General features: G+C 70.1%; 23 protein-coding genes. 12 read left to right on the top strand and 11 right to left on the bottom strand.

Annotated elements, in window-relative coordinates:
- Positions 1-185: 185 nt before the first annotated feature.
- The 4 genes from ACFXJL_RS22700 to ACFXJL_RS22685 all read right to left on the bottom strand — a co-directional run bounded on the left by ACFXJL_RS22700 (position 186) and on the right by ACFXJL_RS22685 (position 3193).
- Positions 186-932: an anti-sigma factor domain-containing protein gene (locus tag ACFXJL_RS22700; protein WP_384695133.1), complete on the bottom strand. Its 747-nt coding sequence runs from the start codon at positions 930-932 to the stop codon at positions 186-188.
- Positions 929-1513, bottom strand: coding sequence for a sigma-70 family RNA polymerase sigma factor (locus ACFXJL_RS22695; RefSeq protein ID WP_384695130.1), 585 nt, complete (start codon positions 1511-1513; stop codon positions 929-931). The genes ACFXJL_RS22700 and ACFXJL_RS22695 overlap by 4 nt, the downstream gene beginning before the upstream one ends.
- 271 nt (positions 1514-1784) lie before the next feature.
- Positions 1785-2246, bottom strand: coding sequence for an ABA4-like family protein (locus tag ACFXJL_RS22690; protein ID WP_384695127.1), 462 nt, complete (start codon positions 2244-2246; stop codon positions 1785-1787).
- A complete protein-coding gene (locus ACFXJL_RS22685) occupies positions 2243-3193 on the bottom strand; it encodes a hypothetical protein (RefSeq protein ID WP_384695124.1) in 951 nt (316 codons plus the stop codon). The genes ACFXJL_RS22690 and ACFXJL_RS22685 overlap by 4 nt, the downstream gene beginning before the upstream one ends.
- 139 nt (positions 3194-3332) lie before the next feature.
- Between ACFXJL_RS22685 and ACFXJL_RS22680 the strand changes: the two genes are divergently transcribed.
- Entirely contained in the window at positions 3333-3983 is a 651-nt protein-coding gene (locus ACFXJL_RS22680; protein ID WP_358878218.1) for a MerR family transcriptional regulator, read from the top strand.
- Between the two features lie 323 nt (positions 3984-4306).
- On the opposite strand, the gene ACFXJL_RS22675 is transcribed toward ACFXJL_RS22680, so the two are convergent.
- Together ACFXJL_RS22675 and ACFXJL_RS22670 are read right to left on the bottom strand one after the other, a co-directional pair.
- Positions 4307-5152, bottom strand: a complete 846-nt coding sequence (locus ACFXJL_RS22675; RefSeq protein WP_384695119.1) for a siderophore-interacting protein — start codon at positions 5150-5152, stop codon at positions 4307-4309.
- An 85-nt stretch (positions 5153-5237) separates the two neighbouring features.
- Positions 5238-6143, bottom strand: a complete 906-nt coding sequence (locus ACFXJL_RS22670; protein WP_384637535.1) for a 5'-3' exonuclease H3TH domain-containing protein — start codon at positions 6141-6143, stop codon at positions 5238-5240.
- 469 nt (positions 6144-6612) lie between these two features.
- On the opposite strand from ACFXJL_RS22670, the gene ACFXJL_RS22665 reads away from it, so the two are divergent.
- The 4 genes from ACFXJL_RS22665 to ACFXJL_RS22650 all read left to right on the top strand — a co-directional run bounded on the left by ACFXJL_RS22665 (position 6613) and on the right by ACFXJL_RS22650 (position 11119).
- Complete coding sequence (locus ACFXJL_RS22665; RefSeq protein ID WP_384695117.1) at positions 6613-7812, top strand: glycine betaine/L-proline ABC transporter ATP-binding protein; 1200 nt, start codon at positions 6613-6615, stop codon at positions 7810-7812.
- On the top strand, positions 7805-9601 hold the full coding sequence (locus ACFXJL_RS22660) for an ABC transporter permease/substrate binding protein (RefSeq protein ID WP_384695114.1): 1797 nt from the start codon (positions 7805-7807) through the stop codon (positions 9599-9601). The genes ACFXJL_RS22665 and ACFXJL_RS22660 overlap by 8 nt, the downstream gene beginning before the upstream one ends.
- Before the next feature lie 174 nt (positions 9602-9775).
- Positions 9776-10372 carry a helix-turn-helix domain-containing protein gene (locus ACFXJL_RS22655; protein WP_384695111.1) on the top strand — a complete coding sequence of 199 codons (597 nt, stop codon included), beginning with the start codon at positions 9776-9778 and terminating at the stop codon, positions 10370-10372.
- 21 nt (positions 10373-10393) lie between these two features.
- Positions 10394-11119 carry a helical backbone metal receptor gene (locus tag ACFXJL_RS22650; protein ID WP_384637532.1) on the top strand — a complete coding sequence of 242 codons (726 nt, stop codon included), beginning with the start codon at positions 10394-10396 and terminating at the stop codon, positions 11117-11119.
- Here ACFXJL_RS22650 and ACFXJL_RS22645 read toward each other — a convergent pair.
- Positions 11046-12188, bottom strand: coding sequence for a TDT family transporter (locus tag ACFXJL_RS22645; RefSeq protein WP_384695108.1), 1143 nt, complete (start codon positions 12186-12188; stop codon positions 11046-11048). The two genes, ACFXJL_RS22650 and ACFXJL_RS22645, sit on opposite strands and share 74 nt — an antisense overlap.
- Positions 12189-12258: 70 nt before the next feature.
- Here ACFXJL_RS22645 and ACFXJL_RS22640 point away from each other — a divergent pair, with 70 nt between their 5' ends.
- Entirely contained in the window at positions 12259-13182 is a 924-nt protein-coding gene (locus tag ACFXJL_RS22640) for a LysR family transcriptional regulator (RefSeq protein ID WP_358878212.1), read from the top strand.
- Here ACFXJL_RS22640 and ACFXJL_RS22635 read toward each other — a convergent pair.
- Together ACFXJL_RS22635 and ACFXJL_RS22630 are read right to left on the bottom strand one after the other, a co-directional pair.
- On the bottom strand, positions 13070-13882 hold the full coding sequence (locus ACFXJL_RS22635; RefSeq protein WP_384637529.1) for a gamma-glutamyl-gamma-aminobutyrate hydrolase family protein: 813 nt from the start codon (positions 13880-13882) through the stop codon (positions 13070-13072). The two genes, ACFXJL_RS22640 and ACFXJL_RS22635, sit on opposite strands and share 113 nt — an antisense overlap.
- A 585-nt stretch (positions 13883-14467) precedes the next feature.
- Positions 14468-15196 carry an FCD domain-containing protein gene (locus ACFXJL_RS22630; protein ID WP_358878211.1) on the bottom strand — a complete coding sequence of 243 codons (729 nt, stop codon included), beginning with the start codon at positions 15194-15196 and terminating at the stop codon, positions 14468-14470.
- Between the two features lie 79 nt (positions 15197-15275).
- Between ACFXJL_RS22630 and ACFXJL_RS22625 the strand changes: the two genes are divergently transcribed.
- From ACFXJL_RS22625 to ACFXJL_RS22615, 3 genes are all read left to right on the top strand, one after another.
- Positions 15276-16640, top strand: coding sequence for a glutamine synthetase family protein (locus ACFXJL_RS22625; protein ID WP_358878210.1), 1365 nt, complete (start codon positions 15276-15278; stop codon positions 16638-16640).
- A gap of 214 nt (positions 16641-16854) precedes the next feature.
- Positions 16855-18228: an aldehyde dehydrogenase family protein gene (locus tag ACFXJL_RS22620; RefSeq protein ID WP_384695104.1), complete on the top strand. Its 1374-nt coding sequence runs from the start codon at positions 16855-16857 to the stop codon at positions 18226-18228.
- A 6-nt stretch (positions 18229-18234) separates the two neighbouring features.
- On the top strand, positions 18235-19017 hold the full coding sequence (locus ACFXJL_RS22615; RefSeq protein WP_384695101.1) for a 3-oxoacyl-ACP reductase: 783 nt from the start codon (positions 18235-18237) through the stop codon (positions 19015-19017).
- Positions 19018-19059: 42 nt separating this feature from the next.
- Here ACFXJL_RS22615 and ACFXJL_RS22610 read toward each other — a convergent pair whose 3' ends face one another.
- On the bottom strand, positions 19060-20262 hold the full coding sequence (locus ACFXJL_RS22610) for an amino acid deaminase/aldolase (RefSeq protein ID WP_384695098.1): 1203 nt from the start codon (positions 20260-20262) through the stop codon (positions 19060-19062).
- 1277 nt (positions 20263-21539) lie between these two features.
- Between ACFXJL_RS22610 and ACFXJL_RS22605 the strand changes: the two genes are divergently transcribed.
- On the top strand, positions 21540-22541 hold the full coding sequence (locus ACFXJL_RS22605) for a hypothetical protein (RefSeq protein ID WP_384695095.1): 1002 nt from the start codon (positions 21540-21542) through the stop codon (positions 22539-22541).
- Entirely contained in the window at positions 22538-23812 is a 1275-nt protein-coding gene (gene mycP / locus ACFXJL_RS22600) for a type VII secretion-associated serine protease mycosin (RefSeq protein WP_384637320.1), read from the top strand. Before ACFXJL_RS22605 ends, mycP begins: the two co-directional genes overlap by 4 nt.
- Before the next feature lie 138 nt (positions 23813-23950).
- Here the strand turns inward: mycP and ACFXJL_RS22595 are convergent, their stop codons facing one another.
- Positions 23951-24538, bottom strand: coding sequence for a serine hydrolase (locus ACFXJL_RS22595; RefSeq protein ID WP_384695091.1), 588 nt, complete (start codon positions 24536-24538; stop codon positions 23951-23953).
- A 129-nt stretch (positions 24539-24667) separates the two neighbouring features.
- Here ACFXJL_RS22595 and ACFXJL_RS22590 point away from each other — a divergent pair, with 129 nt between their 5' ends.
- The gene (locus tag ACFXJL_RS22590) at positions 24668-25408 is read left to right on the top strand and encodes an SseB family protein (RefSeq protein WP_384695088.1); all 741 of its coding nucleotides are present in this window, start codon (positions 24668-24670) and stop codon (positions 25406-25408) included.
- Positions 25409-25765: the final 357 nt, after the last annotated feature.

Below are 25765 nucleotides of genomic sequence, written 5' to 3'. Positions count from 1 at the left end.
AGCTCCTCGGTGAGAAGGGACGGAGGGACGGGAAGGGACGAAGGGGTGGAGGGACGGGAAGGGACGGAGGGACGGGAAGGGACGAAGGGGTGGGACGGATGGAAGTGCCGGGTGGGGTCGGTACCCACCCGGCACTTCTCGTACGGTGTCGGTTTGCCGGCTGGTTGCACGGCTCACCGGAGCGGTCAGGCCGGGAAGTCCATCACCGCGAGGGGCGCGGACGTCGGCTCAGCAGAGCCGCCCGAGGGTTCCACGGTCAGTCCCATGCCCGATGCGCCGTCCACCGGACCCTTCATCAGTACGGCATTGTCGGACGCAGCCGAGTCCATCAGACCGGCCGAACGCATGGTCCCGTCGTCGTTGAACCACAGTTGGTACACCTTGCCGGCCGGCGGTTCTGGCATGTTGGTGGTGAAGAAGGCCGCCTGGTTGAGGGATCTGGCGACCACGATCGTGCCGCTGCCCCCACCGGGCAGTGCACCGGTGGTGACCTTGGCGTCCGGGGCCGCGAGGACCGCGGCGAGATCGGCCGATCGTTGCTCCGCACGCTGCGCGTCCTGCCTGGCGTCTTCGGCCTGCTGGTGCTGCCAGACGGTGGTGCCGCCGAGACCCACCGCGGCAGCCACGCAGGCCGCGAGGGCGAAGCGGGACAGCGCGCGGCCACGGCCGCCGCGTAGCGGACGGGAACGGCCCGGCCCAGGGGGCACCTGGCGCTCGTTCGATATCCGGCGCATCACCTGCTGCTTGAGCTCGGGCGGAGGCACCATCGCCACGGCCATGCTCAGTCTCCCCGCGGTGGCGGCCAACTCGCGGACCTCCTGCCCGCAGGAGGAGCAGTCGGTGAGATGGCGCTCGAATTCGGCTCGTTCCTGCGGTCCCAGTGCGTGCAGCACATAGGCGCCGGTCAACGTGTGGAGGTCGGCGGCGGTCATGCATTCACCCCCAGGCAGTCGCGCAGCCGGATCAGTCCGTCGCGCAGTCGTGTTTTGACCGTGCCCAAGGGCACCGCGAGCAATTCGGCGACCTCGCGATAGGCCAGCCCTCGGTAGTAGGCGAGGGTCACCGACTGCCGTTGCAGTTCGGTGAGTCCGCCCAGACATCGACGGACCTGCTCCCGTTCGAGACTGGCCTCCACCTGCTCGATGACCTCGTCGTACTCGGGCGTCCGGTCCAGGAGCGCCGCTCGCTGTTCACGATCGGATGCGGCCTGGGCGGAGCGGACCCGATCCACCGCGCGCCGGTGGGCGAGCGTGAGTATCCAGGTCATCGCGGAGCCTCGGGAGGGCTGGTAGCGGGCGGCGGTGCGCCACACCTCGATCAGCACCTCCTGGGCGACCTCCTCCGACTGGGCGGGATCGCGCAACACGGCTCGCACCAGGCCGAGCACCGGACCGGACACCACGTCGTAGACCCGCGAGAAGGCGTCCTGGTCACCGCGGGCGACCAGGCCGAGCAACTCCTGTAGGTCCGGTTGTGCCGGGGCCGGACCGCCGACGAATACGGGTTCTTTCACGCGGTCTTTCCTCCAGTGAGCGGTCTGTCGTCCGACAGTCTTCACCAGGTATTCGAGGCTGCGGCGCCGATGGATTGGTCCGGGTGGGCGGTTGGTTGCAGGGGTATCGCATCGGGCCGGGTCGGGGTACGGCGGATCCTTTCGGCAGACTTCACTCGATCAGGTGAAGTCGCCTGGTGTGTGGGGAGGCGTACGGACAGGGGCACCGCAGTTGCGGCGCCCCTGGTGCACCTCCGTAGGTGTACTCCGTACCGCCGTCGTCGGTTTCGGTTCAGCTCTCCCGGGGCTCGGACTGCTGTGGATCGCGTCGGGCGATCCGTACACCCTGCACCGCGCGCAGCACCAGGAAGACGGGCAGGGCGAACGGGGAGAGCAGGATCGTGAAGACGAGCAGCGGGCCCATCACCAGCGGGTGGATGCCGAGCCGTCGGGCCTCAAGAAACATCCACTGTCCGACCAGCAGGTCCCACGCGATGATCTGGGCCCAGACCGCTCCGGCGCCGTCCGCGATCTCCACCAGGTCCTGGAGCTTGGTCAGCGTCGGCTCGGAGACCAGCGTCCACAACTCGGGCAGGACGGGCAGCACGAGCGCCAGGTACACGACCAGGATTGGCACCACCGTCAGCGGCGAACGGGCGACGCGGGAGGTCACCCGCCAGGTCGGCGCGAAGATCATCAGCAGCCAGACGGGGACCGCCAGGAGGAAGGAGAGGTCGAAGAGGGTTTCGGTCATACGGGCAGCCTCGCTTCGGTGGATTCCTGGCCGCTGCCGTCCTGGTCCTGGGGGGACGGCGTTTCGCCGCGCAGGGAGAGCAGGACGCCCAGCGCGCCGCCAGCGGCGATGACGGCGGCTGCGGTCAGCGTCGCGGCATCGGGGTCGATCAGTGACTGACCGCGCAGAGCCTGCCAGGTGACCAGGGCGAGCACGGCGGAGTAGACGGCCGATGCCGTCAGCACCAGGCGCACCTGGACGCGTTCGTCCCGCAGACGGGGAAAGCGCGTGGCGAGGAGGAGCAGGGCGAGCAGCAGCAGCGGCAGTACCTGGAGGGCGTGCATGCCCACGAAGTGCGGGATCCGCAGGTCCCCGCCGGTCGTCGACCAGCCGGTGAGCGGCATGGACGCGCCTCCGTCGGCCACTCCCACGCTGTGCGCCCCGATCACCGTGGTGGCCGTGCCGTTGTCACTGGCCGACTGCTGCTCGGAGGTGGGCAGGGTCATCAGGACTCCCAGACCTGCGCCGACCAGGGCGATCGCCGAGCCGAGCCGTAGGGCCCAGGTGGAGGCGCGGTCCTCGATGCGGGAGCGGAACAGGAGTACGGCGATGACCAGGGCCGCCGTCCACAAAGCCATGATCGAGAACGCCATGATGTTGTAGAGCAGGATGTCGAAGTCGGTCTCGTTGTTGAAGTGGCTGCGCTTGCCGCGGACGACCTGTCCGGTGATGATCACCATTTCGATGACGCCGGTCGCGGCGATGGTGGTGCCGGCCCACCAACTGGCCCTTGGGGCGCGGGTGACCAGCGAGAGCATCCAGGCCAGGGATACCGCGTACACCAGCAGCGACACGGAGAACTTGAACGGCTTGAACCAGATGCGCGAGCCCACGAGTATTCGGTCGTCCACCAGCATGCCGATCGCCGATACGGCCGCCAGTACGGCCATCGAAGCAGCGAAGAGCATGAGTGGGCGATGCCAGGAACGCCAGGAAGACATGAAGGACCCCCGTCCAGAGTATAGATAGTGGCACTGTCCACTATCCGTGAGCGCCACTATCTATGATGAGGAACGGCAAGAGCAAGGGCGGAGAGGTGGACGGGCTGTGCGTATCGGTGAGTTGAGTCGCAGAACCGGGGTTCCCGTCCCGACGATCAAGTACTACGTACGGGAAGGGCTGCTACCGGCAGGGGAGTTGACCAGCCCCAATCAGGCGTCCTACGGCGACGCCCACGAGCGTCGACTACGTCTGATCCGAGCTCTGCTCGACGTCGGGGGGCTGAAGGTCGCTGCCATCGCCGATGTCCTCGCCGCCGTGGACGATCCCAGCAAATCGGTGCACAAGGTGCTGGGCGTCGCCTCGGACCTCCTGGTCCAGCGCTATCCCGAAGTCGAACCGGACGAGGCACTGGAGACCGCCCGGGAGCAGGTGGCGGATCTGGTCGCCCGACGGGAGTGGCAGGACGTGGACGACTGTCCGGCGATGGAGGCGCTGGCCGGAGCCCTGGCCACCCTGCATCGCATCGGACACGGTGACTTCTCGGAGGTGTTGGACGCCTACGCGGATGCCGCGGAGGGCGTGGCCCGTGCCGACCTGGACTTCGTGGCGACCAAGGCGTCCTTGGACGGCGTGGTCGAGCGAGTGATAGTGGGCACCGTGCTCGGCGAGGCGATGCTCGCGGCGCTACGGCACCTCGCCCATGTGGACCGCTCGTCGCGGATGTACGGGACGGCGGCGGGGCACCCAGCGAAGTGAGCAGGGCGATCGAGGTCGGCCGGTCCGGTGCAGCCGATTGGGCGGCGGTGCCGTCGCCCGGCCGTCAGGCCCGCATGCTCGCGACATGGCGCGGTGGGAGCGGTCCCACCCCAGCGCGAGGTGCGACGGCGTGCGAGGGCGGTTACGCACCGGACGGGGCGGCTTCCGTACGTCCAACCGGCAGGCCGCTTCCGTACGCCCGGCCGTCGTGCCGCGATCCCCGGCCGTCGTACCGCTGATCGTCGTGGAGCGCCGTATGTCCAACACCCCCGGCCGTCAGTCGGCCAGGGGTGTTGGGGGGATGGTGGAGCTCTGTGGTGCGGTCAGGCCGACTGCTCCTGCTCCCGCTCCACCTGCTCGTTCCATTCGCGCTTCACCGCACGCCATGCTTCGTCGTTCTTGCCGTAGCGCCAGTACCCCGAGATCGACAGCTGTTCGCGCGGCACCTGGCGCTCCAGCCGCAGATGGCGTCGGAGCTCCTTCACGAAAGCCGCCTCGCCGTGCACGAAGGCGCAGAGCTTGCCCTCAGGGAAGTCGAGTTCGGTGACCGCCTTCACCAGGGCCTCGCCGACCGGACTCTGTCCGCGGTGGAACCACTGGACCTCGACGCCGTCCGGAGTGATGAGCTTCTGCTCCTCCTCGGCGCTGTCGACCTCGACGAACGCATGGACGATCGCACCGGCCGGCATCTGCTCCAACGCCGCGGCGATCGCGGGGAGCGCGCTCTCATCGCCCACCACGAGGTGCCAGTCGGCCGAGGGGTCGGGGGCGTAGTCGCCATGGGGGCCGAGCACGTGCAGCAGATCGCCGGGCTTGGCGTTGGCAGCCCAGGGGCCGGCGAGGCCCTCATCGCCGTGCACCACGAAGTCGATGGTCAACTCGCCCTGGGCGTCGTCCCAGCTGCGGACCGTGTAGGTGCGGTTCAGGGGCCACTGGTCACGTGGGAACTCCTGCCGGATGCGGACCAGGTCGAAGGGCTCGGGATAGGTGATGCCCTCGGTCAGGAAGATCAGCTTCACATAGCTGTCGGTGTGACCGTCCATGGTGAAACCCGCCAGGCCCTCCCCGCCGAAGACCACGCGCACCATGTGCGGCGTGAGTCGTTCGGTATGGACCACACGAGCTTCGTAGATGTCCCTCGGTGCAGTGCGGGCAGGTCGTTCCGCCACGGTGGTCTCCCTGAATTCTGGCATTGCTTAGGCTTGCCTAAGTTAACACCTTGCTCAGGAAAGTACAGATTGCGCGCGAGACGCATCACTTGTCGAGTGTGGCGAGCAGGCGTCCCAGCGCATTGCCGAGTCCCCAACGCAGCGAAAGTGCCTCCAGCGCCGCCGGATCGCGTGGCACGGTGGGAAGTGCTGCGTCAAAGGCGGGCAGGGCCACATCGGAGGCCACGGCGACGACGGTCGGAGCGACGGCGAGGTACCCCCGGGCCTCGTCGAGTCGCTTGCGCTGTGAGGGGGTGAGCTTCGCGGTCGGATCGTCGACGGCGGCCAGCACTCCGGCCAGATCGCCGAAGGAGTCCAGCAGTTTGACCGCCGTCTTCTCGCCGATCCCCGGTACCCCGGGCAGTCCGTCGCTGGGATCTCCCCGCAACACCGCCATCTGTGCGTAGCCCGGCCCGTCTACCCCGTACTTCTCGTGCAGCCAACTCTCGTCCGTGACCTGGAGCGTGCCGACGCCCTTGAGGGGATAGAGCACCCGTCGTTCCCGGGCGTCGTCGACCAACTGGAAGAGGTCCCGGTCGCCGGTGACGATGTCGACCGGTCCGGTGGCACGGGCCGTGAGGGTGCCGATGACATCGTCCGCCTCGTAGCCGTCGGCGCCGATGCGGGCGATGCCCAGGGCGTCCAGCACATCGGCGATCACCGGCACCTGGGGGGCCAGGGTGTCCGGGGTCTCCTCCTCGTCGGGACCGGTCTCGGTCTCGACGGCGACCCGGTGCGCCTTGTACGACGGGATCAGATCGACCCGCCACTGTGGTCGCCAGTCGTTGTCCCAGCAGGCGACCAGATCGTCGGGCTGGTGGTCCTGGACCAGCCGGGTGATGAATTCGAGCAGGCCCCGCACGGCGTTCACGGGGGAGCCGTCCGGGGCGCGGACGGAGTCCGGAACGCCGAAGTAGGCACGGAAGTACAGGGAGGCGGTGTCGAGGAGCATCAGGCGTCGCGTCACGCCCCTGATGATGCCGTAGCCCACTGACACCGCAGGGCAGCGACGGGCAGGCCGTGCGGGCAGGCCGCACGGGGAAGCCGCACGGGGAGGGGACAGGGAGAGGGAGAGCTCTGCCCCGAGCCGTCGTGTCGTAGGGGACGACGGGTGCGGCGCTCGACCATTTCCCCTCGGTTCGGTCCTCGTCGACTCCCGGCCCTGTTATGCACCCAAGAGCCGCAAACAGGCTATTCGTGATCTGGGTCACCTTTTTGTTTGTCATTGCAGGCCAGGGGCAGGCTCCGCCCCCGGAGCAGCTCCCCATGGTGTCGAGTGCGCGATGTTGTCGAGCACACGATGTGCATGATCAAGCGATCGCGCGATGACCCGGGGGCGTGTGGGCGGAACCCACCGGGCTCCGATGCGATCTGCCGTGCGGGGGACGGCGGATCGTTTCCGTTCAACGCGTGAGGTGTATGTGTCCAGGCTTCAGGCAGAGCATCTGTACAAGGTGTTCGGCAGACGACCCGACGATGCGGTACGCAGGCTCGAAGCGGGCGTCGACCGCGCCGAGCTTCGCGCCGACGGCACGACCGCTGCCGTGATCGACGCCTCGTTCACGGTCGAGCCTGGACAGACGTTCGTGGTCATGGGCCTGTCCGGGTCGGGCAAGTCCACCCTGCTGCGGATGCTCAACGGGCTGCTCACCCCGACCGCAGGCACCGTGCTGTTCGACGGGCAGGACCTGACCGCCCTGAGCCCCCGCGAACTGCGCGCCGTGCGGTCCAGCAGGATCAGCATGGTCTTCCAGCACTTCGCCCTCTTCCCCCACCGCAGCGTCCTCGACAACGCTGCCTACGGACTCCAGGTCCAGGGCGTCCCCGCCGCCGAACGCGCCCGACGCGCGAAGGAGGCGCTGGCACTCGTCGGCCTGGCGGGTTGGGAGGACTCCTGGCCCGATGAGCTCTCCGGTGGCATGCAACAGCGCGTCGGTCTCGCCCGGGCGCTGGCCACGGACGCCGATCTGCTTCTGATGGACGAGTCCTTCAGCGCGCTCGACCCGCTGATCCGCCGCGATATGCAGGACCAACTGCTCCGGCTCCAGAAGACGCTGAAGAAGACGATCGTCTTCATCACCCATGACCTCAACGAGGCCATGCGGCTTGGTGATCGGATCGCGGTCATGCGGGACGGCGCGATCGTGCAACTGGGGACCGCCGAGGACATCCTCGTCACCCCCGCCGACGACTACGTCGCCAGCTTCATCCAGGACGTCGACCGTTCCCGGGTGCTCACCGCCGGCGCGATCATGGCGGACGTGGACAGTGCGTACGGCATGGTGACCGACCGCGGCCGAAAGCTGACGAACGCTCGGGACGTCCTGGCTGCCGCGCCCGCCTCGGTATCGGCCGATGCGCCCATCGTCGAACTCTTCACGCCCTGCTCCACCACCGACGCACCCGTCGCCGTCGTCGACGACCGGGGCGAGCTCACCGGAGTCGTCCCGCGCTCGCGACTGCTGGCCGTCCTCGGGGAGCCCGTGGTGCGGGAAGCCCCGCCGAGCCGTTCCGCGGGCCGTGCGGACGACTCAGCCACCACGAGCCACACGCACCCTGTTGCAGACGCAGACGCAGACGCAGACGCAGACGCAGACGCCCGGGCGGTGGCCCGTGCCTAGGATCCCCCTCGGCGACTGGGTCGACCGCGGCGTCGACTGGCTCCAGTTCCACCTCTCCTGGCTCTTCGAAGCGATCAGTTCCCTGGTCACGGGGATGTACGAGGGCATCGACGCGGCCCTTTCCGCCCCGGAGCCGCTCCTGTTCGCGGGCATCCTCGCCGTGCTCGCCTGGTGGTTGCGCGGGCTGGTCGCCGGTGGTCTCGCCTTCGTGGGCTTCGCGCTGATCGATTCCATCGAGCTGTGGGACGAGGCCATGTCGACCCTGTCGCTGGTGCTCGTCGCCACCGTCGTGACCCTCGCGATCGCCGTGCCGCTCGGCATCTGGGCCGCGCGCTCCACGACCGTCAGCACGGTCATCCGGCCGGTGCTGGACTTCATGCAGACCATGCCGGCCATGGTCTATCTGATCCCCGGCATCATCTTCTTCGGCGTCGGTGTGGTTCCCGGCATCATCGCCACCATCGTGTTCTCGCTGCCGCCCGGGGTACGGATGACCGAGCACGGCATCCGCCAGGTGGACGAGGAACTCGTCGAAGCCGCCGATGCGTTCGGCACCACACCGCGCAACACCCTCGTGCGCGTACAGCTCCCCCTGGCCCTGCCCACCATCATGGCCGGGGTGAACCAGGTCATCATGCTCGGACTGTCCATGGTGGTCATCGCGGGCATGGTCGGCGGCGGCGGTCTGGGCGGAGCGGTCTACCGAGCCATCGGCAACGTCGACATCGGCCTCGGGTTCGAGGCGGGCGTCTCCATCGTCGTCCTCGCCATGTACCTGGACCGGATCACCAGCGAACTCGGCCGTCAGGTCTCGCCGCTCGGCCGGCGCGCGATCGCCCGGGCGAAGGCGGCGGCCGGCGGTCCCTCGCTGTGGAACCACCGTCCCCAACCCGTCGTGGCCCTCGTCGGCGTCGCCATCCTCGCTCTGGTCGCCGGAGGCATGGGCATCGCCAGCGGCGACGACACCCGGGACGGCAAGAGCGCATCCGGGATCGGCAAGGGCCGAGAGGTGACCATCGGCTACATCCCCTGGGACGAGGGCATCGCCTCCACCTTCCTGTGGAAGGAGGTCCTGGAGCGCCGCGACTTCACCGTCAAGACCCAGCAACTGGAGGCCGGCGCGCTCTACACGGGGCTGGCGGGCGGTCAGATCGACTTCCAGACCGACGCCTGGCTGCCGACCACCCATGCCACGTACTGGAAGAAGTACGGCAAGGACCTTGAGGACCTCGGTTCCTGGTACGGCCCCACCTCGCTGGAACTCGCCGTACCCGCCTACGTCAAGGGCATCGACTCCCTCGACGACCTCAAGGGCCGGGCCGGCACCTTCAAGGGCCGCATCATCGGCATCGAGCCGAGCGCCGGAATGATGCGGCTCCTCAAGGACGAGGTCCTCCCGCAGTACGGTCTGGAGGGCGAGTACACCGTCGTCGACGGGTCCACCCCCGGGATGCTCGCCGAGTTGAAGCGCGCCTACCAGAAGAAGGAACCCATCCTCACCACGCTCTGGTCCCCGCACTGGGCCTACAGCACCCACGACCTGAAGAAGCTCAAGGACCCCAAGGGTGCCTGGGGCGAGGGCGACGGCGTCCACACGGTCGCCCGCAAGGGCTTCTCCGCCGACGAGCCCGAGATCGCCCGCTGGCTGAAGGACTTCCAGCTGACCGAGAAGCAGCTGACGGACCTGGAGGCGGAGATCCAGCAGGCGGGGAAGGGCGCGGAACAGGATGCGGTCCGCGCCTGGCTGGCCAAGAATCCGCAGGTGGAGAAGGCGATGACAGCGCAGTAGCCGCAACCGCCGCAGCATCGGCGGGTAACGCATGGTGATGGGGTGGTCTCCGCTGGTCGCGGGGGCCACCCCGGTGCTGCGTACCCCTCGATGCCTGGCCCGTGCACCGTATACGCGCGACCGAGCCCGGAAGCTGCGTATGGTGAGACAGGACCAGGAAGGGGAGCTGGGCGGATGGACACGAAGGACGGCAAGGACCCGAAGGAGACCGAACCCCTTCGGGTGGGCGCGGCCGTGCGTCGGCGCCGCCGCGCCCTTGAGCTCACCCTGGCCGTGGTCGCCGAGCGCAGCGGTCTGTCGGTGCCCTTCCTCAGCCAGATCGAGAACGAGCGGGCCCGGCCCAGCAACCGTTCTCTGGAGCGGGTCGCCAACGCCCTGGAAACCACCGTGGGCCGATTGATCGCGGCCTCCGATGCCGCGCGGACCGTCGCCGTCGTCCGTGCGGACACCCCACCCGCGCTGGACGATACGGATCGTGCCGTTCATGGCGGTACCACCCGGCGGCTGGTGCACGGCCGTCACCAACTGGAAGCCCTGGAGTTCACGGGCGAACACGACACGGACGGCGAGTTCGAGCACCGCAACGACGAGATCATGTACGTCGCCGACGGGGTGGTCGAGGTCGAGGCCGAGGGTCGTGCCTACCGGCTGGGCAGCGGTGACGCCCTCTTCCTTTCCGGAGGGGTACGCCACCGCTGGCGGGCCGCCCTCCCGGAGACCCGGATCGTCGTGGTCACCGTGGCCGATCACCTCGGCCCCCCGGAGCGCTAGACCGTGGCCGGGCCACCTGCGATGCCGCGGGTCGTCTCCCTGGTTCCCTCCCTCACCGAGGCCGTGGCCGTCAGCGCGCCCGGTGCGCTGATCGCGGCCACCGACTGGTGCACCCATCCCGCCGACCTCGACGTACCGCGCATCGGGGGCACCAAGAACCCCGATGTGGCAGCGGTGATCCGACTGGCGCCCGATCTGGTGATCGCCAATGAGGAGGAGAACCGGCAACCGGACCTGGACGCCCTGCGCGCCGCCGGCATCCCGGTGCTCCTGACCGAGGTACGTGATCTGGAGCAGGCCCTGCGCGAACTGGAGCGCGTCCTCGTCGACGGCTGCGGGCTGCACCGGCCGGCCTGGCTGGCTCGCGCCGCCGATGCCTGGTCGGGCGATCTACCGGGCGCGGTGCCCGCCGTGGCCGCTGTGGTGCCCATCTGGCGGCGACCGTGGATGGTGCTGGGGCGGGACACCTTCGCCGGGGACCTGCTGCACCGACTCGGGGTCGACAACGTGTACGCACGGCACCCGGACCGCTACCCCCGGATACCCCTTGACGAACTCCACCGCAGCGGCGCCGACCTCGTCGTCCTCCCCGATGAGCCGTACCGCTTCACTGCTGAGGACGGACCCGAGTCCTTTCCCCGCCTCCCCGCTGCCCTGGTCAGCGGTCGCCATCTCACCTGGTACGGGCCGTCCCTGGTGACGGCGCCCGCGGTGCTGGGCGCGGCGCTGCGAGCAGCTCTGCGTTGAACAGCCCGCGCACCGTACGACCCGCGGCCACCGCCCACGCCGTTACGAGGAGGACGTACAGCCCGCCCGCCAGCAGGGTCAGTGCGGTGAGCTCCGTCCTCTCGCCGAGCGCCGCCGCGCCCGTGACACAGGTGCCGACCGGGAAGGTGAACGCCCACCACCCCAGGGTGAAGGGCAGCCCCCGGCGCATCGCCCGTACCGTCGCCGCTCCGGCCAGGGTCAGCCACAGCACCGCCAGGCCCATGGCCACCACTCCATAGCCCGTGGCGAACGCCGAGACGGTGCTCGGCTGGAGCGCAGGGAACACACTTCGGGACGCGTACGCCATCGCGTCGGCGGCCGTCGTCGACTGCCCCAGGGGCCCGAGGACCAGGAACAGGGCCGGAGTGAGAGCGAGCGGGAGCGGACCGTGGCGCAGCAGCCTGGCGATGACCAACGGCAGGACGGCGAGCGTCGCCAGCAGGCTGAGACCGAACATCGCAGCGCTGGCCAGCAGTACCGCGGTGGGCCACTGGCCTGCGGGCAGTTCGGGGATGAGCGGGGGCCAGGAGGCCGCGGCCACCATCGGAGGGACCACGGGGAGCAGCCACACAGGGGACGCAGAGCCCGGCTCGATCCGCCGGTTGACCACCATCAGCCAGGGGATCACCGAGGCCGTACCCACTGCGACGACGGTTCCCAGGACCAACAGCAGCACGGCGACCGGTACCGCTGTCGCGGCCCCCATCAGGGGCGCGCCCAGGGGCAGTGTGCCGGCCCCCACGGCGAGTGTCGCCATCGCAGCGCACCCGTAGAACGGCGCGATCGTCGGATCCAGCAGATGCGCCCTGGCCCGGTCCCGGTGGTGGCGCCAGTGCAGGAGGCGGGCGATGACCACCGCGATCAGCAACACCGCTGACAGCGCCCATACGGCGGTGAGCAGTGGCCGGGTGCCGGGGATGTCGAGTGCCGCGCCCGCATTGGCCACGATGGCGGTGCCCATGACCGTGGCGTACCAGTTGGGGGTGAAGTGCCGCAGAAGCGGCAGTGGGACGGAGACGGGTGCGGGTACGGGTGGTGCCAGGGCCATGGCGCCACTGTGGGCCGATTCCTCCCGTCCCACCAGGGATCTTCGCGTTATGACCTCATAAGCTGGACTGATGAGCGATGACCGTGTGGAGCGGGGCCCACTGGCCCATCGGGTGCCCGACCTCGGCGCCCTGGAGCTGCTGCTCGCCGTCGCCCGGCACGGCAGTCTGGGCCGAGCGGCCCGCGAGATGGGGATCACCCAACCGGCGGCGAGCAGCCGCATCCGTTCGATGGAGCGTCAACTGGGACTGGTTCTGGTGGACCGCTCGCCGCGGGGCTCCCGGCTCACCGAGGCCGGGGCGCTCGTCACGGACTGGGCGCGGCGGGTCGTGGAGGCGGCAGAGGTCTTCGATGCCGGCGCCCAGGCCCTGCGGGGGCGCCGGGACTCGCGGCTGAGGGTCGCGGCCTCGATGACCATCGCCGAGTACTTGCTACCGGGCTGGCTCATCGCGCTGCGCACCCAGCGCCCGGACACCGTGGTCTCCCTCCTGGCGGGGAACTCCGCGACGGTCGCGGAACGACTGCTCGCGGGCGATGCGGAGCTGGGGTTCGTGGAGGGCCTGTCCGTGCCCGACGGTCTGGACGGGGCCGTCATCGGCCACGATCGACTGGTGGTGGCGGTCTCCCCGCTGCATGAATGGGCACGTAAGCGGGCGCCCCTGACCGCCGCCGAACTGGCCGTCGCCCCGCTGATCCTGCGGGAGCGGGGGTCGGGTACGCGACAGGTGCTGGACTCCGCACTGGCCGCGTACGGGGGACCGGCTGAACCGCTGCTGGAACTGGGCTCGACGACAGCGGTCAAGGCGGCTGCGGTCAGTGGTGCCGGACCGGTGGTGCTCAGCGAACTCGCCGTGCTCGACGAGTTCGCCGCACGACGACTGATCAGGGTGCGGGTGGAGGGAGTGGAGCTCCGGCGGGCGCTGCGGGCGGTCTGGCGACGTGCCCAGCGTCCGACAGGGCCGGCGCGGGACCTGCTGGGACTGACGAAGAGTTGACCGAGGGTTCGGCTCCGGAGGCCACGGCGACGAGCGCGCGCACGATCCGAAGGTCCCGCCCGACCTCGGGGTGCCACTGCACCCCCAGCAGCCAGCCTTCGCCTGGGAATGCCGGTTCCACCGCCTCCACCGTGCCGTCCTCGGCATGGGCGCTCGCCCTGAGAAGGGGTGCCAGTTGGGCGACGGCCTGGTGGTGATAGGTGGGTACCTGTGTGGTCTCCGGCACGATCGACGCGTACCGGGTGCCCGGCACCGGCCGCACCGGATGGGTGCCGAAGATTCCTTCCGCCTCCATGTGTCCGTCCAGATGTTGGAGCAGCGTGCCGCCCAGGGCCACGTTGAGCAGTTGCATGCCCCGACAGATCCCCAGGATCGGGGTGCCCACCGCACGTGCCGCGTCGATCAGGGCCAACTCCCAGTGGTCCCGTTCGGGGGCCGGGGGACCGGCGCGCGGGTCCGGTGTGGCGCCGTAGTGCTCGGGATCGACATCGGCACCGCCGGCGAGGATCAGACCGTCGAGCCGGGCCACGGCCGCGTGGGCGGCAGCGGGGTCCGGGTCGGGCGGCAGCATGACCGCCACCCCTCCCGCCCGCTGGACGAGGGCCGGATAGTCGGCCGGCAGGAGGGCCGCCGGCCGTCGCCACACTCCCCAGGCGGCCGTGTCGAGGTACGTGGTGATGCCGATGAGGGGTCGGGGCATGTCCGTCACTTCCATCACATCCGTCATGTCCGTCGTTTCTCTCGCTTCTGTCGCCTCGGCCGGGGAGTACGGCTGCGGTCGGAGGCGGAGCACCCGGCTGTTGCTTCGCCTGCCCCGCCGGCCGGCGTACAACGATCTCGACGCCGCCCAAGATGCCGGGGCGGGACTGTGACTGCCGTGCGAGGGCCCGAAGCGAAGGCGGCTTGTCGTTGGGGGCGCCCAGAGGGGTGGTTGATGGACCATCCGCTTCAGGTCAGCTCAGGCGTAACCGGCCACCGTCGCATCGGCGCGGCGCCGCAACCTGCGGACGCGGGGCGTCTGAGGAGGGGGAACAGCCGGTGCCTACGGCCATGGGAGCAGCCCTGCCCTTCAAAGGTGTGACTGAGTACCTTTGCTGAAGGTGTGGGTCCGCGCAAGCCTCGTGCGTCGGATGCCGCAGGACGTGGCGGCGCATAAAGCGCGCACCCGAAAGCCGGTAGCCACGGGTCGGCGCAGAGACCAGTACGAGCGTCAGGCAGAGTCCAGTACGAGCGTCAGGCAGCGATCAGTACGAGCGTTGGGCAGAGCCCAGTACGAGCGTCCGGCTCAGGACAGAAAGCCCCGCAGCAGCGCCGCCGTGCCCTCGCAGTGCTCGCGCATCACATCCCGCGCCCCGTCGGCGTCCTTGTCGAGCACCGCATCGACGAGGGCGGTGTGCTGGTGCTGCGAGTGCTCCAGGTTCCGCACGAGCAGCGGGATGCAGTCGAGGAGGTCGTTCAGATCCGCCCGGACGGCGGCGTAGTGCACGGCCAGCGTGGGAGAGCCGGACAGCTCCGCGAGCGTGAGGTGCAGGAGCGTGTCACGGCGGCGGTACTCGTCCAAAGGGGCTTCGTTCGTGGCCAGTAGGGCGCTGCGCAGCCGTATCGCCCCGCCGTCGGTCAGCCCGTTCGACGCGCACAGCCCGGCCGCCCCCACGTCCAGCACCTCGCGGAAGTGCAGGGTGTCCGTCACGTCCACGGTGCCCACCCGGCGGCGCAACTCCGCTTCGCCGCGGGCCTCGGGCCGGCTCAGGACGAACGTTCCGCCGTACCGCCCCCTTCTGCTCTCCACCAGGCCCTGGTCGGTGAGGACCTTGAGCACGTCGCGCAGGGTGACCCGGCTGATCCCCAACCGCTCCGCCAGTGCCCGTTCCGCCGGCAGTCGTTCGCCGGCCGGCACCAGGCCGAGGCGCAGCAGACGCAGGATCTGCTCCAGGGCCTCTTCGAACCCGTTGCCCGCGCGCACCGGGCGCAGGACGGCCGTGAGCCGGTCGGTCACCACATCATTCTTCGCCACGTCGTCGTTTCTTCTTCCCAATCAATGGTCCACAGCAATACCTTAGGGCTGCTGGCTCATCCAAGGAGGCATCATCCCTGTGGCAGATCGCACACCTCCGCTCGGGGTCGACGAGCTTCGCGCACGTGTGGCGAGCGGCGAGATCGACACCGTGGTGCTCGCCTTCCCCGACATGCAGGGCCGGCTCCAGGGCAAGCGGTTCGCCGCGCCGTTCTTCCTCGACGAGGTCCTCGCCCACGGCACCGAAGGCTGCAACTACCTCCTCGCCGTCGACATCGAGATGAACACCGTCGACGGGTACGAGATGTCCTCCTGGGACCAGGGCTACGGCGACTTCGCGATGCGACCCGACCCCGCCACCTTGCGATGCGTGCCCTGGTACGACGGCACGGCCCTGCTCTTCGCCGACCTCGCCTGGCACGACGGCTCGCCCGTCGTCGCCGCCCCCCGGCAGATCCTCCGCCACCAGTTGGCCCGACTCGCCGAACTCGGCTTCACCGCCAAGGTCGGGACCGAGTTGGAGTTCATCGTCTTCAGGGACACCTACGAAGAGGCGTGGGACCGCGACTACCGCGGGCTCACACCCGTCAACCAGTACAACGTCGACTACTCGCTCCTGGGCACCGGCCGCATCGAGCCCCTGTTGCGCCGCATCCGCAGGGACATGGCCGCGGCCGGACTGACGGTCGAGTCGGCCAAGGGCGAGTGCAATCCGGGCCAGCACGAGATCGTCTTCCGCTACGACGACGCCCTGGTCACCTGTGACCAACACGCCCTCTACAAGACGGGGGCCAAGGAGATCGCGGCACAGGAGGGGTACGCGCTCACCTTCATGGCCAAGTACGACGAGCGCGAAGGCAACTCCTGCCACATCCATCTCTCCCTCGCGGATGAGGACGGCCGCAATGTGATGGCGGGGGACGGGCCGGGGGGAATGTCGCCCGTGATGCGGCACTTCCTCGCCGGACAACTCGCCGCCCTGCGGGACTTCTCCCTGCTGTACGCGCCCACGGTGAACTCCTACAAGAGGTTCCAGCCAGGCAGCTTCGCACCCACGGCCGTGGCCTGGGGGTTCGACAACCGCACGTGTGCCCTGCGCGTGGTGGGACACGGTCGCTCGATGCGCTTCGAGAACCGGCTGCCCGGCGGTGACGCCCATCCGCACCTCGCGGTCGCCGGCATGATCGCCGCAGGCATCCACGGCATCGAACAGGGCCTCGAACTCCCGGCTCCCTGTACAGGGAACGCGTACGCCGCCGACTACGCCCAGGTGCCCACCACCCTGCGGGAGGCGGCCGAGCTCTGGGAGACCAGTCCCATCGCCAAGGAGGCATTCGGCGATGAGGTCCTTGCCCACTACCGCACCATGGCCGGGGTGGAACTGGCCGCTTTCGACGCGGCCGTCACCGACTGGGAACTCCGCCGCTCCTTCGAACGGCACTGAACGCCACTGAGACAGCACTGAGGCAGCACTGAGGCAGCACTGGATCGCCGATGCAACGCCGATGAAGAGCCACGGATGCGCACCGGCCCCGTGTGCCGGGTGCTGGAGACCGTCTCCGTACGGCGGGAACCGACCCTTCGGCGGCCGAGCCGCTCGGACCGCCGAAGGGTCGGTTCCCGCCGACACCGTTCTCTGACCCCACGTGAGGAATGTCTTGCCGTACGCGTCGCACCATGAAGTGCTCAATCCCACCACCGGCCGACTCCTCCGCAGCGTCCCGGCGACCACCCTCGACGAGGTCGACGCCGCCGTCGCCCTCGCAGCGAGGGCGCAGCAGCGCTGGACGCGACTGGCGCCCGCCGACCGGGCCCGGCTGCTCCGCCGCTTCGCCCTCGCCGTCGACGCGCACCTCGAAGAACTTGCGCAACTGGAGGTGCTGGAGGCAGGTCACACCATCGGCAACGCCCGTTGGGAGGCCGGTAATGTCCGAGACCTTCTGGACTTCGCCGCCGGCGGGGTCGAGCGGCTCAACGGTCGGCAGATCCCGGTCCCCGGCGGGCTGAACATCACGATCCTCGAACCGCTCGGTGTCATCGGGGTCATCGCGCCCTGGAACTTCCCGATGCCGATCGCCGCCTGGGGTGCCGCCCCCGCCCTCGCGGCCGGCAACGCCGTTCTCCTCAAACCCGCCGAGACCACCCCGTTGACGGCGCTGAGGCTGGCGGAACTCGCTCTGGAGGCCGGACTTCCGCAGCACCTGTTCCAGGTGCTCCCCGGCGCCGGTGACATCGTCGGCAACGCACTCGTCGAACACCCCGGAGTCGCGAAGATCGTCTTCACGGGCTCCACCCGCGTCGGCAAGGCCATCATGGCCCGCTGTGCCGAGCAGGTGAAGCGGGTCACCCTCGAACTCGGCGGCAAGAGCCCCAACATCGTCTTCGCCGACTGCGACCTCGAAGCCGCCGTCGCGGCGACGCCCATGTCCTTCCTCGACAACAGTGGGCAGGACTGTTGCGCGCGAACCCGCATCCTGGTCCAGCGCTCCGTCCACGACCGCTTCCTGGAACGTCTCGCTCCCGCCATCGCCGCGATCACCGTGGGGGATCCGGCCGACGAGAAGACCCAGATGGGTCCGCTGATCTCACGGGCCCAACTCGATCGGGTCCGCGCCTACGTACCCGACGCATTGCCAGGCATCCGTGGCACCGCCCCCACAGGTGCCGGCTTCTGGTTCCCCCCGACCGTCCTCACCGAGGTCGACGCCGGAGCGCCGGTCGCCTGTGAGGAGGTCTTCGGGCCGGTCGCGGTCGTCCTGCCCTTCGACGACGAGGCCGACGCCATCCGCCTCGCCAACGCCACCCCCTACGGGCTCTCCGGTTCCCTGTGGACCCGGGACATCGGCCGGGCCATCCGCGTCAGTCGGGCCGTGGCCGCGGGCAATCTATCCGTCAACTCCCACAGCAGCGTCCGCTACTGGACCCCGTTCGGCGGCTACAAACAGTCCGGCCTCGGCCGTGAACTGGGCCCGGACGCACTCGCAGCCTTCACCGAGACCAAGAACGTCTTCTTCAGCAGTACGGAGGTCTGACCACCCATGACCGAAACTCCCGTGTGCCGTCGTCTCGTCGGCCGTACCGCCGTCATCACCGGAGCGGGCAGCGGCATCGGCCTCGCCACCGCGCGGCGGCTCGCCTCCGAGGGCGCGCACATCGTCTGCGGCGACATCGATGAGACGACCGGCAAGGCCGCGGCCGAAGAGGTCGACGGCATCTTCGTCAAGGTCGACGTCACCGACGCCGAACAGGTCGAGGCGTTGTTCAGCGCGGCCCACACCACCTACGGATCCGTCGACATCGCCTTCAACAACGCGGGCATCTCCCCGCCCGACGACGACTCCATCCTCACCACCGGGATCGAGGCATGGCGGCGGGTCCAGGACGTCAATCTGACCTCCGTCTACCTCTGCTGCAAGGCGGCCATCCCCTACATGCAGCGCCAGGGCCGCGGCTCCATCATCAACACCGCCTCCTTCGTCGCGATCATGGGGGCCGCGACCTCCCAGATCTCGTACACCGCATCCAAGGGCGGGGTCCTGGCCATGACCAGGGAACTCGGTGTCCAGTTCGCCAGGGAAGGCATCCGGGTCAACGCGTTGTGTCCCGGCCCCGTCAACACCCCGCTCCTTCGGGAGCTCTTCGCCAAGGACCCCGAACGAGCCGCACGACGACTCGTCCACATCCCACTGGGACGGTTCGCGGAGGCCCATGAGATCGCCGCCGCGGTCGCCTTCCTCGCGAGCGACGACTCCTCCTTCGTCAATGCGACGGACTTCCTCGTCGACGGCGGCATCTCGGGCGCGTACGTCACCCCGCTCTGAGTCGGGACCGCCCGACCGGTCGGCACGGCAGGGGCCGGGCCCTCACAGGAAGGTCCGCCCCTCGCCTCGATAGGTGTGCACCGTGTCGATGACCTGATCGCCCTCGATCAGGTGCAACTGGGCGAAGCGCTCGCACAGTTCACCGGCCTTCGCATGGCGGAACCACACCTTGTCGCCGATCAGCAGATCGTCGGCCGCCGGACCGAGCAGGGGGGTCTGCACCTCGCCCGCACCCTCGCGGCCGTCGAAGCGCAACCCCGTGGGGAGATGCGGCGTGGGCAGCCGATCCGGGCCGGCCGCACCTGACGCCGGATAGCCACCACCCAGCACCGTCACCACCCCCACACCCGGCCGCCGCACCACCGGGAGGGCGAAGAGGGCGGCGGGCCGCCCCGAGAAGGACGAGTAGTCGTCGAACAACCGCGGTTGGTACAGCCCCGAACCTGCCGCGACCTCCGTCACCGCCTCCTCCGCGGCCGTGTGTTGGACGCTGCCGGTGCCACCACCGTTGACGAACTCCAGATCCGGTGCCACCGCCCGTACCGCCCGTACGGTCTCCGCCCGGCGCACCGCGAGTTCGGCGCGGGAGATCCGCTGCATCAGCGAGATGGCGCGCGAGAGCACGGGCCGGCCCTCGTACGCATCACCGACCCCGGCGATATGCCCCTCGTACGCCATCAGTCCCACCAGCCGAAATCCCGGGCGGCGCACCACCGAACGCGCCAACTCCGCCAACTCGGCCGGCTCGCTCAGCGGGGAGCGCCGGGCACCGATCCGCACCCGTCCGCCCAACAGCCGCAACGCCGTGTCCAACTCCAGACAGACACGGATCTCCTCACGACCGCCGGCGCGCGCCGCGTCGATCAGCTCCAACTGCGCCGTGTCGTCGACCATCACGGTCACCGCCGCGGCCAGTTTGGGGTCAGCCGCCAACTCGGCGAATGCGGACCGGTCGGCGGAGGGGTAGGCGAGGAGCACATCGTCGAACCCGGCCCGCGCCAACCACAGCGACTCGGCCAGCGTGAATGCCATGACGCCGGTGAACCCCTCCTTGGCGAGCACCCGTTCCAGCAGGGCGCGACATCGCACGGACTTGCTCGCGACCCGGATGGGCGTGCCCCCGGCTCGCCGCACCAGATCGTCGGCATTGGCGTCGAAGGCATCGAGATCCACCACGGCGAGTGGAGCGTCGAGGGAGGCGGTGGCCCCGTCGAGACGGGCCCGGTCGGTAGCGCGGGGCATCATGGGCCGAGCCTGCCAGAGCATGCCAGAAGTGGCTACCGATCAGTAGAGGGGATGTTCTGGGCAGATCCCCCCGGAGCCGCTGCGACGGTCCCGTGAGACGGGTTCCAACCCGTAGAGTGACGCACAAGCCATGACCGACGCGCCGGCCTCCTGCAGCCTGCCCATCGGTGGTACGTGGAGGAGAAACGGGGGGCTCGATGAGTACGGAGGCGCAGCCCCCGTCCGTACCCGAAGACTCCTCGGCTGCTCCGGTCACCTCCCGCATCACCGACGCGTTGGTCCCCCAGGAGCAGGCATCCCAGGCGCTGCGGGCCTCCGGGATCACCGATCTGCTGCCGTCCGAAGGACAGCCCGCGGCGGACACCTCAGAACAGCCGGAAGGCGATCCGACACGATCCCGCCGGGCCTCTGTCCCTGGCCCGTCCCGCCCCTTCCGCATCCCCCTGCTCCCCGGACAGTCCGACGTCGACACCCGACGGCTGCGCCGGGATGAGTCCGAGGGCGGCGCGGAACCACGCGCCGGCGCATGCTCGTGCCCCGGTTGCGATAGCGGCGGCGCAACAGACGATGTATCGAGCACATCGAGCACATCGAGCACATCGGTCACATCGGTCACATCGGTCACATCGGTCACATCGGGCACATCGGGCACTGTCTGTACTTGCCCCGACTGTGATGCGGCAGCAGGTCCGTACGCCATCGACCTGCCGCCGTGCGGTGTACGAGGGTGCACCTGTTCGTTGAACGGGCCCACAGCCGCGGCCCCCACTCCGTACTGCCCCGCGGGGGAACCGGGCTGTTTCTGCGCCGGCACCCCGGAGTCGGTGCCGCGCCGACCGGAGTCGGTACCCCCCGTTCCGTCCCGTCCCGCTCTGTCCGCGGCGGCCGGCGATGCCCCGGACGACCGCCCTGCGGCCCGGCCCGCCACGACTCCCCGCTCCCCGGACGCCGAAGCCCAGGGCCCCGACGTCGACACCCGACAGTTGCGCCGTGATGCTCCGCCAGCCCCGACCCGACCCCCGCGTGAAGCCCAACAGGACCACGCCGGCAGTCAGCCGGGGACGACGGCCGATGTGCCGCCCCGCCCGTCCGCAGCCCCCAGGAGCACCCCCGGAGGGCGGCCGTCCGCACCCCCGGCCATACCGGTGCAGCCCAGCGCGCCACCCCGCCCGTCCGCAGTCCCCGGCGTCACAGACCCCCGGGTGCCGTTGCCCCCCGAGCGGTCGACCCCGAAGGTCCCTCCGCCCACCGGTACGCCGGACCCTCTTCCCGCTGCCATGGACCGAACCGCCAGCAGCGGCGGCGGACGCACTCCCCGGGAGTCCGATGACCGCCCGCTGGTGACCGCCCACAGTGCACCGGTGTCGGACGAGCCCACGGCCAGGCTGCGCGCCATCCGTGAGTCCCCTGAGCCCCACCCGTGGGGCACACCCGCCCCCCGGCACGTCTCGTACCCCGGCTCTCCTTGGCCCCCGCCCGAGACCCCCAGCGAGCGAACGGGCGGACTGCAACCCCTTCGGGTCCGCCGTCCCCTGCGCACGATCGGCGCCCTCGCCTGTGTGGTGTTGGGACTCGGGCTGATCGGCGGGGCCGTCACCGGGAGTTGGCTCACCGAGGACTCCAGCGCCGACACCGCCACCGACACCGGCTACTCCGAAGCCCGGACGCTGTGGCACAGCGTTCCCGTGGACACGCTCTTCCCCGTCAAGGTGGAAGGCAAGGGCGCGGGTCCGGGCAAGGCCGATCGGACCTGGTCACGCGTGGCTGTCGCCCCCGACGGCAACTGCACCGCCGCACTCGATCCCCTGCTGGTGAGCACCCTCCAACCCGTCGGCTGCGCCCGTGCCCTGCGCGCGACGTACACCGACGCCACCTCCAGCTACGTCACCACCGTCGGGCTCGTCTTCACCGAGGGCGACAAGACGACCATGAAGACCCTCAAGGCCCGATTCGGCAATGAGGACCTCGCCAAGAGGTCCGATCTGATGCCCCGTGCCTTCCCCGCGCCGGGCACGGTCGCGGCGGGCTTCGGCGACCGACAGCGCGCCAGTTGGACCGTCACCGTCCTCACCCAGGTGCCCGTGATCGTCTACGCGGTCTCCGGATTCGCCGACGGGCGTCCGGTCAACGCGCCCGAGCCCGCGTCCGTCGCCCGGGTCGACCGCGGCAAGACCACGGCGGCGCAGGCCGGCCTCGGGCACGAGGCGGGCGGGCTGGCGGACGGCATCGAGAAAGCCCTCGTACGCGCCCTCAGCACCGCAGCGGAGCCGCCGGAATGACCTCGTCGAGTCCGCTCGGTGTTCTGCGCGTTGCTCGCGCCACCCAGGTGCCCCCCGCTGCTCGTGTTCCTTCTGCGCGCAGCCATTCCCGTGGCTTCCGTGCATCTCGCCGCCGTCGGCGGCTCGCCTGTGTCGTGGCGGCCACGGCCCTGGTGTTCCTGTCCGCCGCACCCGCCCACGCGGACGGCATAAGGCCCCAACAGTGGGGCCTGGACGCGCTGAACACGGACCACGCCTGGCGCACCACCAAGGGCGAAGGCGTCACGGTCGCCGTGCTGGACACGGGCGTGGACGACCAGCACCCCGACCTGGACGGCAACGTCCTGCCGGGCAAGGACTTCATCGGCTTCGGCGCCGGCCCCGGCGACCGCTCCTGGGCCCGCCACGGCACGGCCATGGCCGGCATCATCGCCGCCCACGGCCGGGGACCCGAGGACCGGGACGGAGTCATGGGCATCGCCCCGAAGGCCAAGATCCTCCCGGTGCGCGTGATACTCGAAGGCACCGACCCCGCCCGAGGGAAGGCCCGCAGCTCACGCGGGACCGCCCTGGCCCAGGGCATCCGCTGGGCGGCCGATCAGGGCGCCGACGTCATCAACCTCTCACTCGGCGACGACAGCGAGTCGGCGCACGCAGAGGCCAGCGAGGACGCCGCCGTCCAATACGCCCTGGCCAAGGGCTCGGTGGTGGTGGCCTCCGCGGGCAACGGCGGGGAGAAGGGCGACCGCATCTCCTATCCGGCCGCCTATCCCGGCGTGATCGCCGTGACGGCGGTCGACCGCTTCGGCAGCCATGCCGCCTTCTCCACCCAACGGTGGTACGCCACGGTCAGCGCACCCGGCGTGGACATCGTGATCCCCGACCCCGACCGCAAGTACTACGAGGGGTGGGGCACCAGCGCTGCGGCGGCCTTCGTCTCGGGAGCCGTCGCCCTCGTTCGCGCGGCCCACCCCGACCTGAAGCCCGCACAGGTCAAGAAGCTCATCGCGGACACGGCCCGTGACCGTCCCCAGGGCGGCCGGGACGACGCTCGGGGCAACGGCATGGTGGACCCGGCTGCGGCGATCGACCGGGCCAAGGGGCTGCGCCCCAGGGACCCCAGGCAGTCCACCGCCGGCTACGCCAAGAAGTACTTCGGCCCCGGCCCGCAACTCGACCAACCCGACCATGCACCGGTCGGCTGGCTCGCCCCCCTCGCCGGAGGCGTCGGCGCACTGGTCCTGGTGGGCGCGGTGGTCCTCTGGCGGGCCGACCGCGACGACCTGGGCTGACGGCTTTTCCCGGCCGCGCCGGCGAGTGACCGCCATGACCCGGGCTGTCCGGTCTGAAAGTCCCGGCGAGCCTGCTGGCCAGGGGGCGGGGCCAGCCATCGCCGGGCAGACCCGCCGCTCCACGGGTGCGCCCGGTGCTCAGGGCGCTCGTACTGCTTCCCGCACCGCAGCCTCCACCCGGCAGACACCCGCCGCCAACGTGGGGTGCCCGTCCGAGAGGACCGCGATCAATCGTCCGCCGACCCGGCCCATCGAATGCACCGCCCACAACCCGCTGGGTCGCACCGGCAGCCAGCCGTTCTTCAGGGCACAGGGTCCGCCCGCGGCGGACACGCCCCACCGCTGCCCCTCGACCACCTGCCCCATCAACGTGGTGAGCAGCGGATACCCGCCGTCGAACACGGTCTCCAGCAGCCGGAGCTGATCCGGTGCCGTGGTCCGGGTCAACCCCCATGCCGGCCGCGCCAAGGTCTGCCGCAACCCGAGTCCGGCCGTGGCAGCCGACAGACCAGGGGCACCTCCCAGGACGTGCCACAACTCGGTCGCGGCCTCGTTGTCACTGCGTACGATCATGGCCCGAGCCCACTCCTCCTCCCGCGCACCGAGTCCATCGCGCCGCTGGAGCAGGGCCGCCAGGATGGCGACCTTCACCAGACTGGCGCAGGGGTAGTCGTGTTCATCGCCGTAGGAGCGGCCAGGCAAGGCCACTGAGATGCGGACGGTCACCCCGGGAGCCTAGATCCGTCCGGCAGATTCCGCCCGGCCCTGCGACGCCCGGTACCAGAGGGCGCCGGTCCCGCCTTCGGGACGCGACCCTGGGGCACAGCGTCCCCGGCGAGGAACTAGGCTCGACCCGTGGCGCTCAAGAACATCCCGGACCCCGGTTTCTCCGACGACGACGGCACCGCCGACCCCCGACTGGCTGCGGCGCTCGCCATCTGGGCGAAGGACCGCACCGCAGAGCGGCAGGTCCTTGAGGCACTCCAGGGAGCGCGACTGCTGGTTCCCGTCGTCGCAGTCCTCGGCGAGGTCGAAGTGGACGAGGCGGGGCTGCGCCGGGAGAAGACCAGCGACATGGCCGTGCCGACGCTCACCGCGGGTGATCGTCGGGCCTTGCCCGCCTTCACCTCGCTGGATTCCCTCGCCCGCTGGGACGCCCAGGCCCGGCCCGTCGCCGTGCCCCTGCACCAGGCGCTACAGGCCGCCGCCCATGAGAAGGCCGACACCCTGGTCCTGGATCTGGCGGGGCCGGTGCCGTTCCAGCTGAGCGGTGCGGCGCTGCGGGCACTCGCTGAGGGGCGCACCAGCGCCGATCCGCTGGATGACCCCGCGGTGCTCGATGTGCTGCGGCAGACGGTCAGCGCCGAGCCCGCCGTGCTCCGGGCCCAACTGGTGCGCGGTGGCCAGGGCGCGGACGGAACCCTCGCCCTGGTGCTGGCCGAAGGCGCGCCGCAGGCCGATGCCGTGCGCGGGGTGGCCGAGGCGCTGGCCGGCCACGATGTGCTGAGGGCCCGCCTGGTACGCGGCCTCGACCTGGCGTTGCTGCCGGCCGGTGCGGCGCCCGTGGGCGAGCCCTTGTTCGTCAGGGTCGGCTGAAGCTCGGCCGAGTCCGACTGTGCGGTCTGGCTCAGTCAGTCCGGGCGGTCTGAAGGCCGCCCGAAGGTCGTCTGCGGGCGGGTTCCGGGCCCGAGGGGGTGAAAGCTGCTACAGATTTTCTAGTCATTCATAGTCACTTCTAGTCGCACGTCCCGGATATCTTGATCTTGTGAAGCTTTCGGAGTGGGCGCGGCAGCAGGGCGTGAGTTACCAGACCGCCTGGCGATGGGTGAAGGACGGCAGGATGCCCGTTCCAGTCACTCAGGCGCCGTCCGGGACCTGGCTGGTCGCCGTGCCCGCTCCGGATGCCTCTGCGGTGTCGGGGCGGGTGGTGGCGTACTGCCGTGTCTCGTCAGT

It is taken from the genome of Streptomyces sp. NPDC059256 (assembly GCF_042753785.1).
Classification (GTDB): domain Bacteria; phylum Actinomycetota; class Actinomycetes; order Streptomycetales; family Streptomycetaceae; genus Streptomyces.
This window is presented reverse-complemented; position numbering and strand designations above follow the sequence as displayed.

Excerpts from the sequence above, each read along its gene's own strand:
- ACFXJL_RS22615 (WP_384695101.1), top strand. The coding sequence starts at position 18,235 with ATGACCGAAACTCCCGTGTGCCGTCGTCTCGTCGGCCGTACCGCCGTC.
- ACFXJL_RS22635 (WP_384637529.1), bottom strand. The coding sequence starts at position 13,882 with ATGCCCCGACCCCTCATCGGCATCACCACGTACCTCGACACGGCCGCC.
- ACFXJL_RS22685 (WP_384695124.1), bottom strand. The coding sequence starts at position 3,193 with ATGCTCTTCGCTGCTTCGATGGCCGTACTGGCGGCCGTATCGGCGATC.
- ACFXJL_RS22645 (WP_384695108.1), bottom strand. The coding sequence starts at position 12,188 with ATGGCCCTGGCACCACCCGTACCCGCACCCGTCTCCGTCCCACTGCCG.
- ACFXJL_RS22650 (WP_384637532.1), top strand. The coding sequence starts at position 10,394 with ATGCCGCGGGTCGTCTCCCTGGTTCCCTCCCTCACCGAGGCCGTGGCC.
- mycP (WP_384637320.1), top strand. The coding sequence starts at position 22,538 with ATGACCTCGTCGAGTCCGCTCGGTGTTCTGCGCGTTGCTCGCGCCACC.
- ACFXJL_RS22640 (WP_358878212.1), top strand. The coding sequence starts at position 12,259 with ATGAGCGATGACCGTGTGGAGCGGGGCCCACTGGCCCATCGGGTGCCC.
- ACFXJL_RS22670 (WP_384637535.1), bottom strand. The coding sequence starts at position 6,143 with ATGCTCCTCGACACCGCCTCCCTGTACTTCCGTGCCTACTTCGGCGTT.
- ACFXJL_RS22655 (WP_384695111.1), top strand. The coding sequence starts at position 9,776 with ATGGACACGAAGGACGGCAAGGACCCGAAGGAGACCGAACCCCTTCGG.
- ACFXJL_RS22610 (WP_384695098.1), bottom strand. The coding sequence starts at position 20,262 with ATGATGCCCCGCGCTACCGACCGGGCCCGTCTCGACGGGGCCACCGCC.
- ACFXJL_RS22700 (WP_384695133.1), bottom strand. The coding sequence starts at position 932 with ATGACCGCCGCCGACCTCCACACGTTGACCGGCGCCTATGTGCTGCAC.
- ACFXJL_RS22690 (WP_384695127.1), bottom strand. The coding sequence starts at position 2,246 with ATGACCGAAACCCTCTTCGACCTCTCCTTCCTCCTGGCGGTCCCCGTC.
- ACFXJL_RS22605 (WP_384695095.1), top strand. The coding sequence starts at position 21,540 with ATGGACCGAACCGCCAGCAGCGGCGGCGGACGCACTCCCCGGGAGTCC.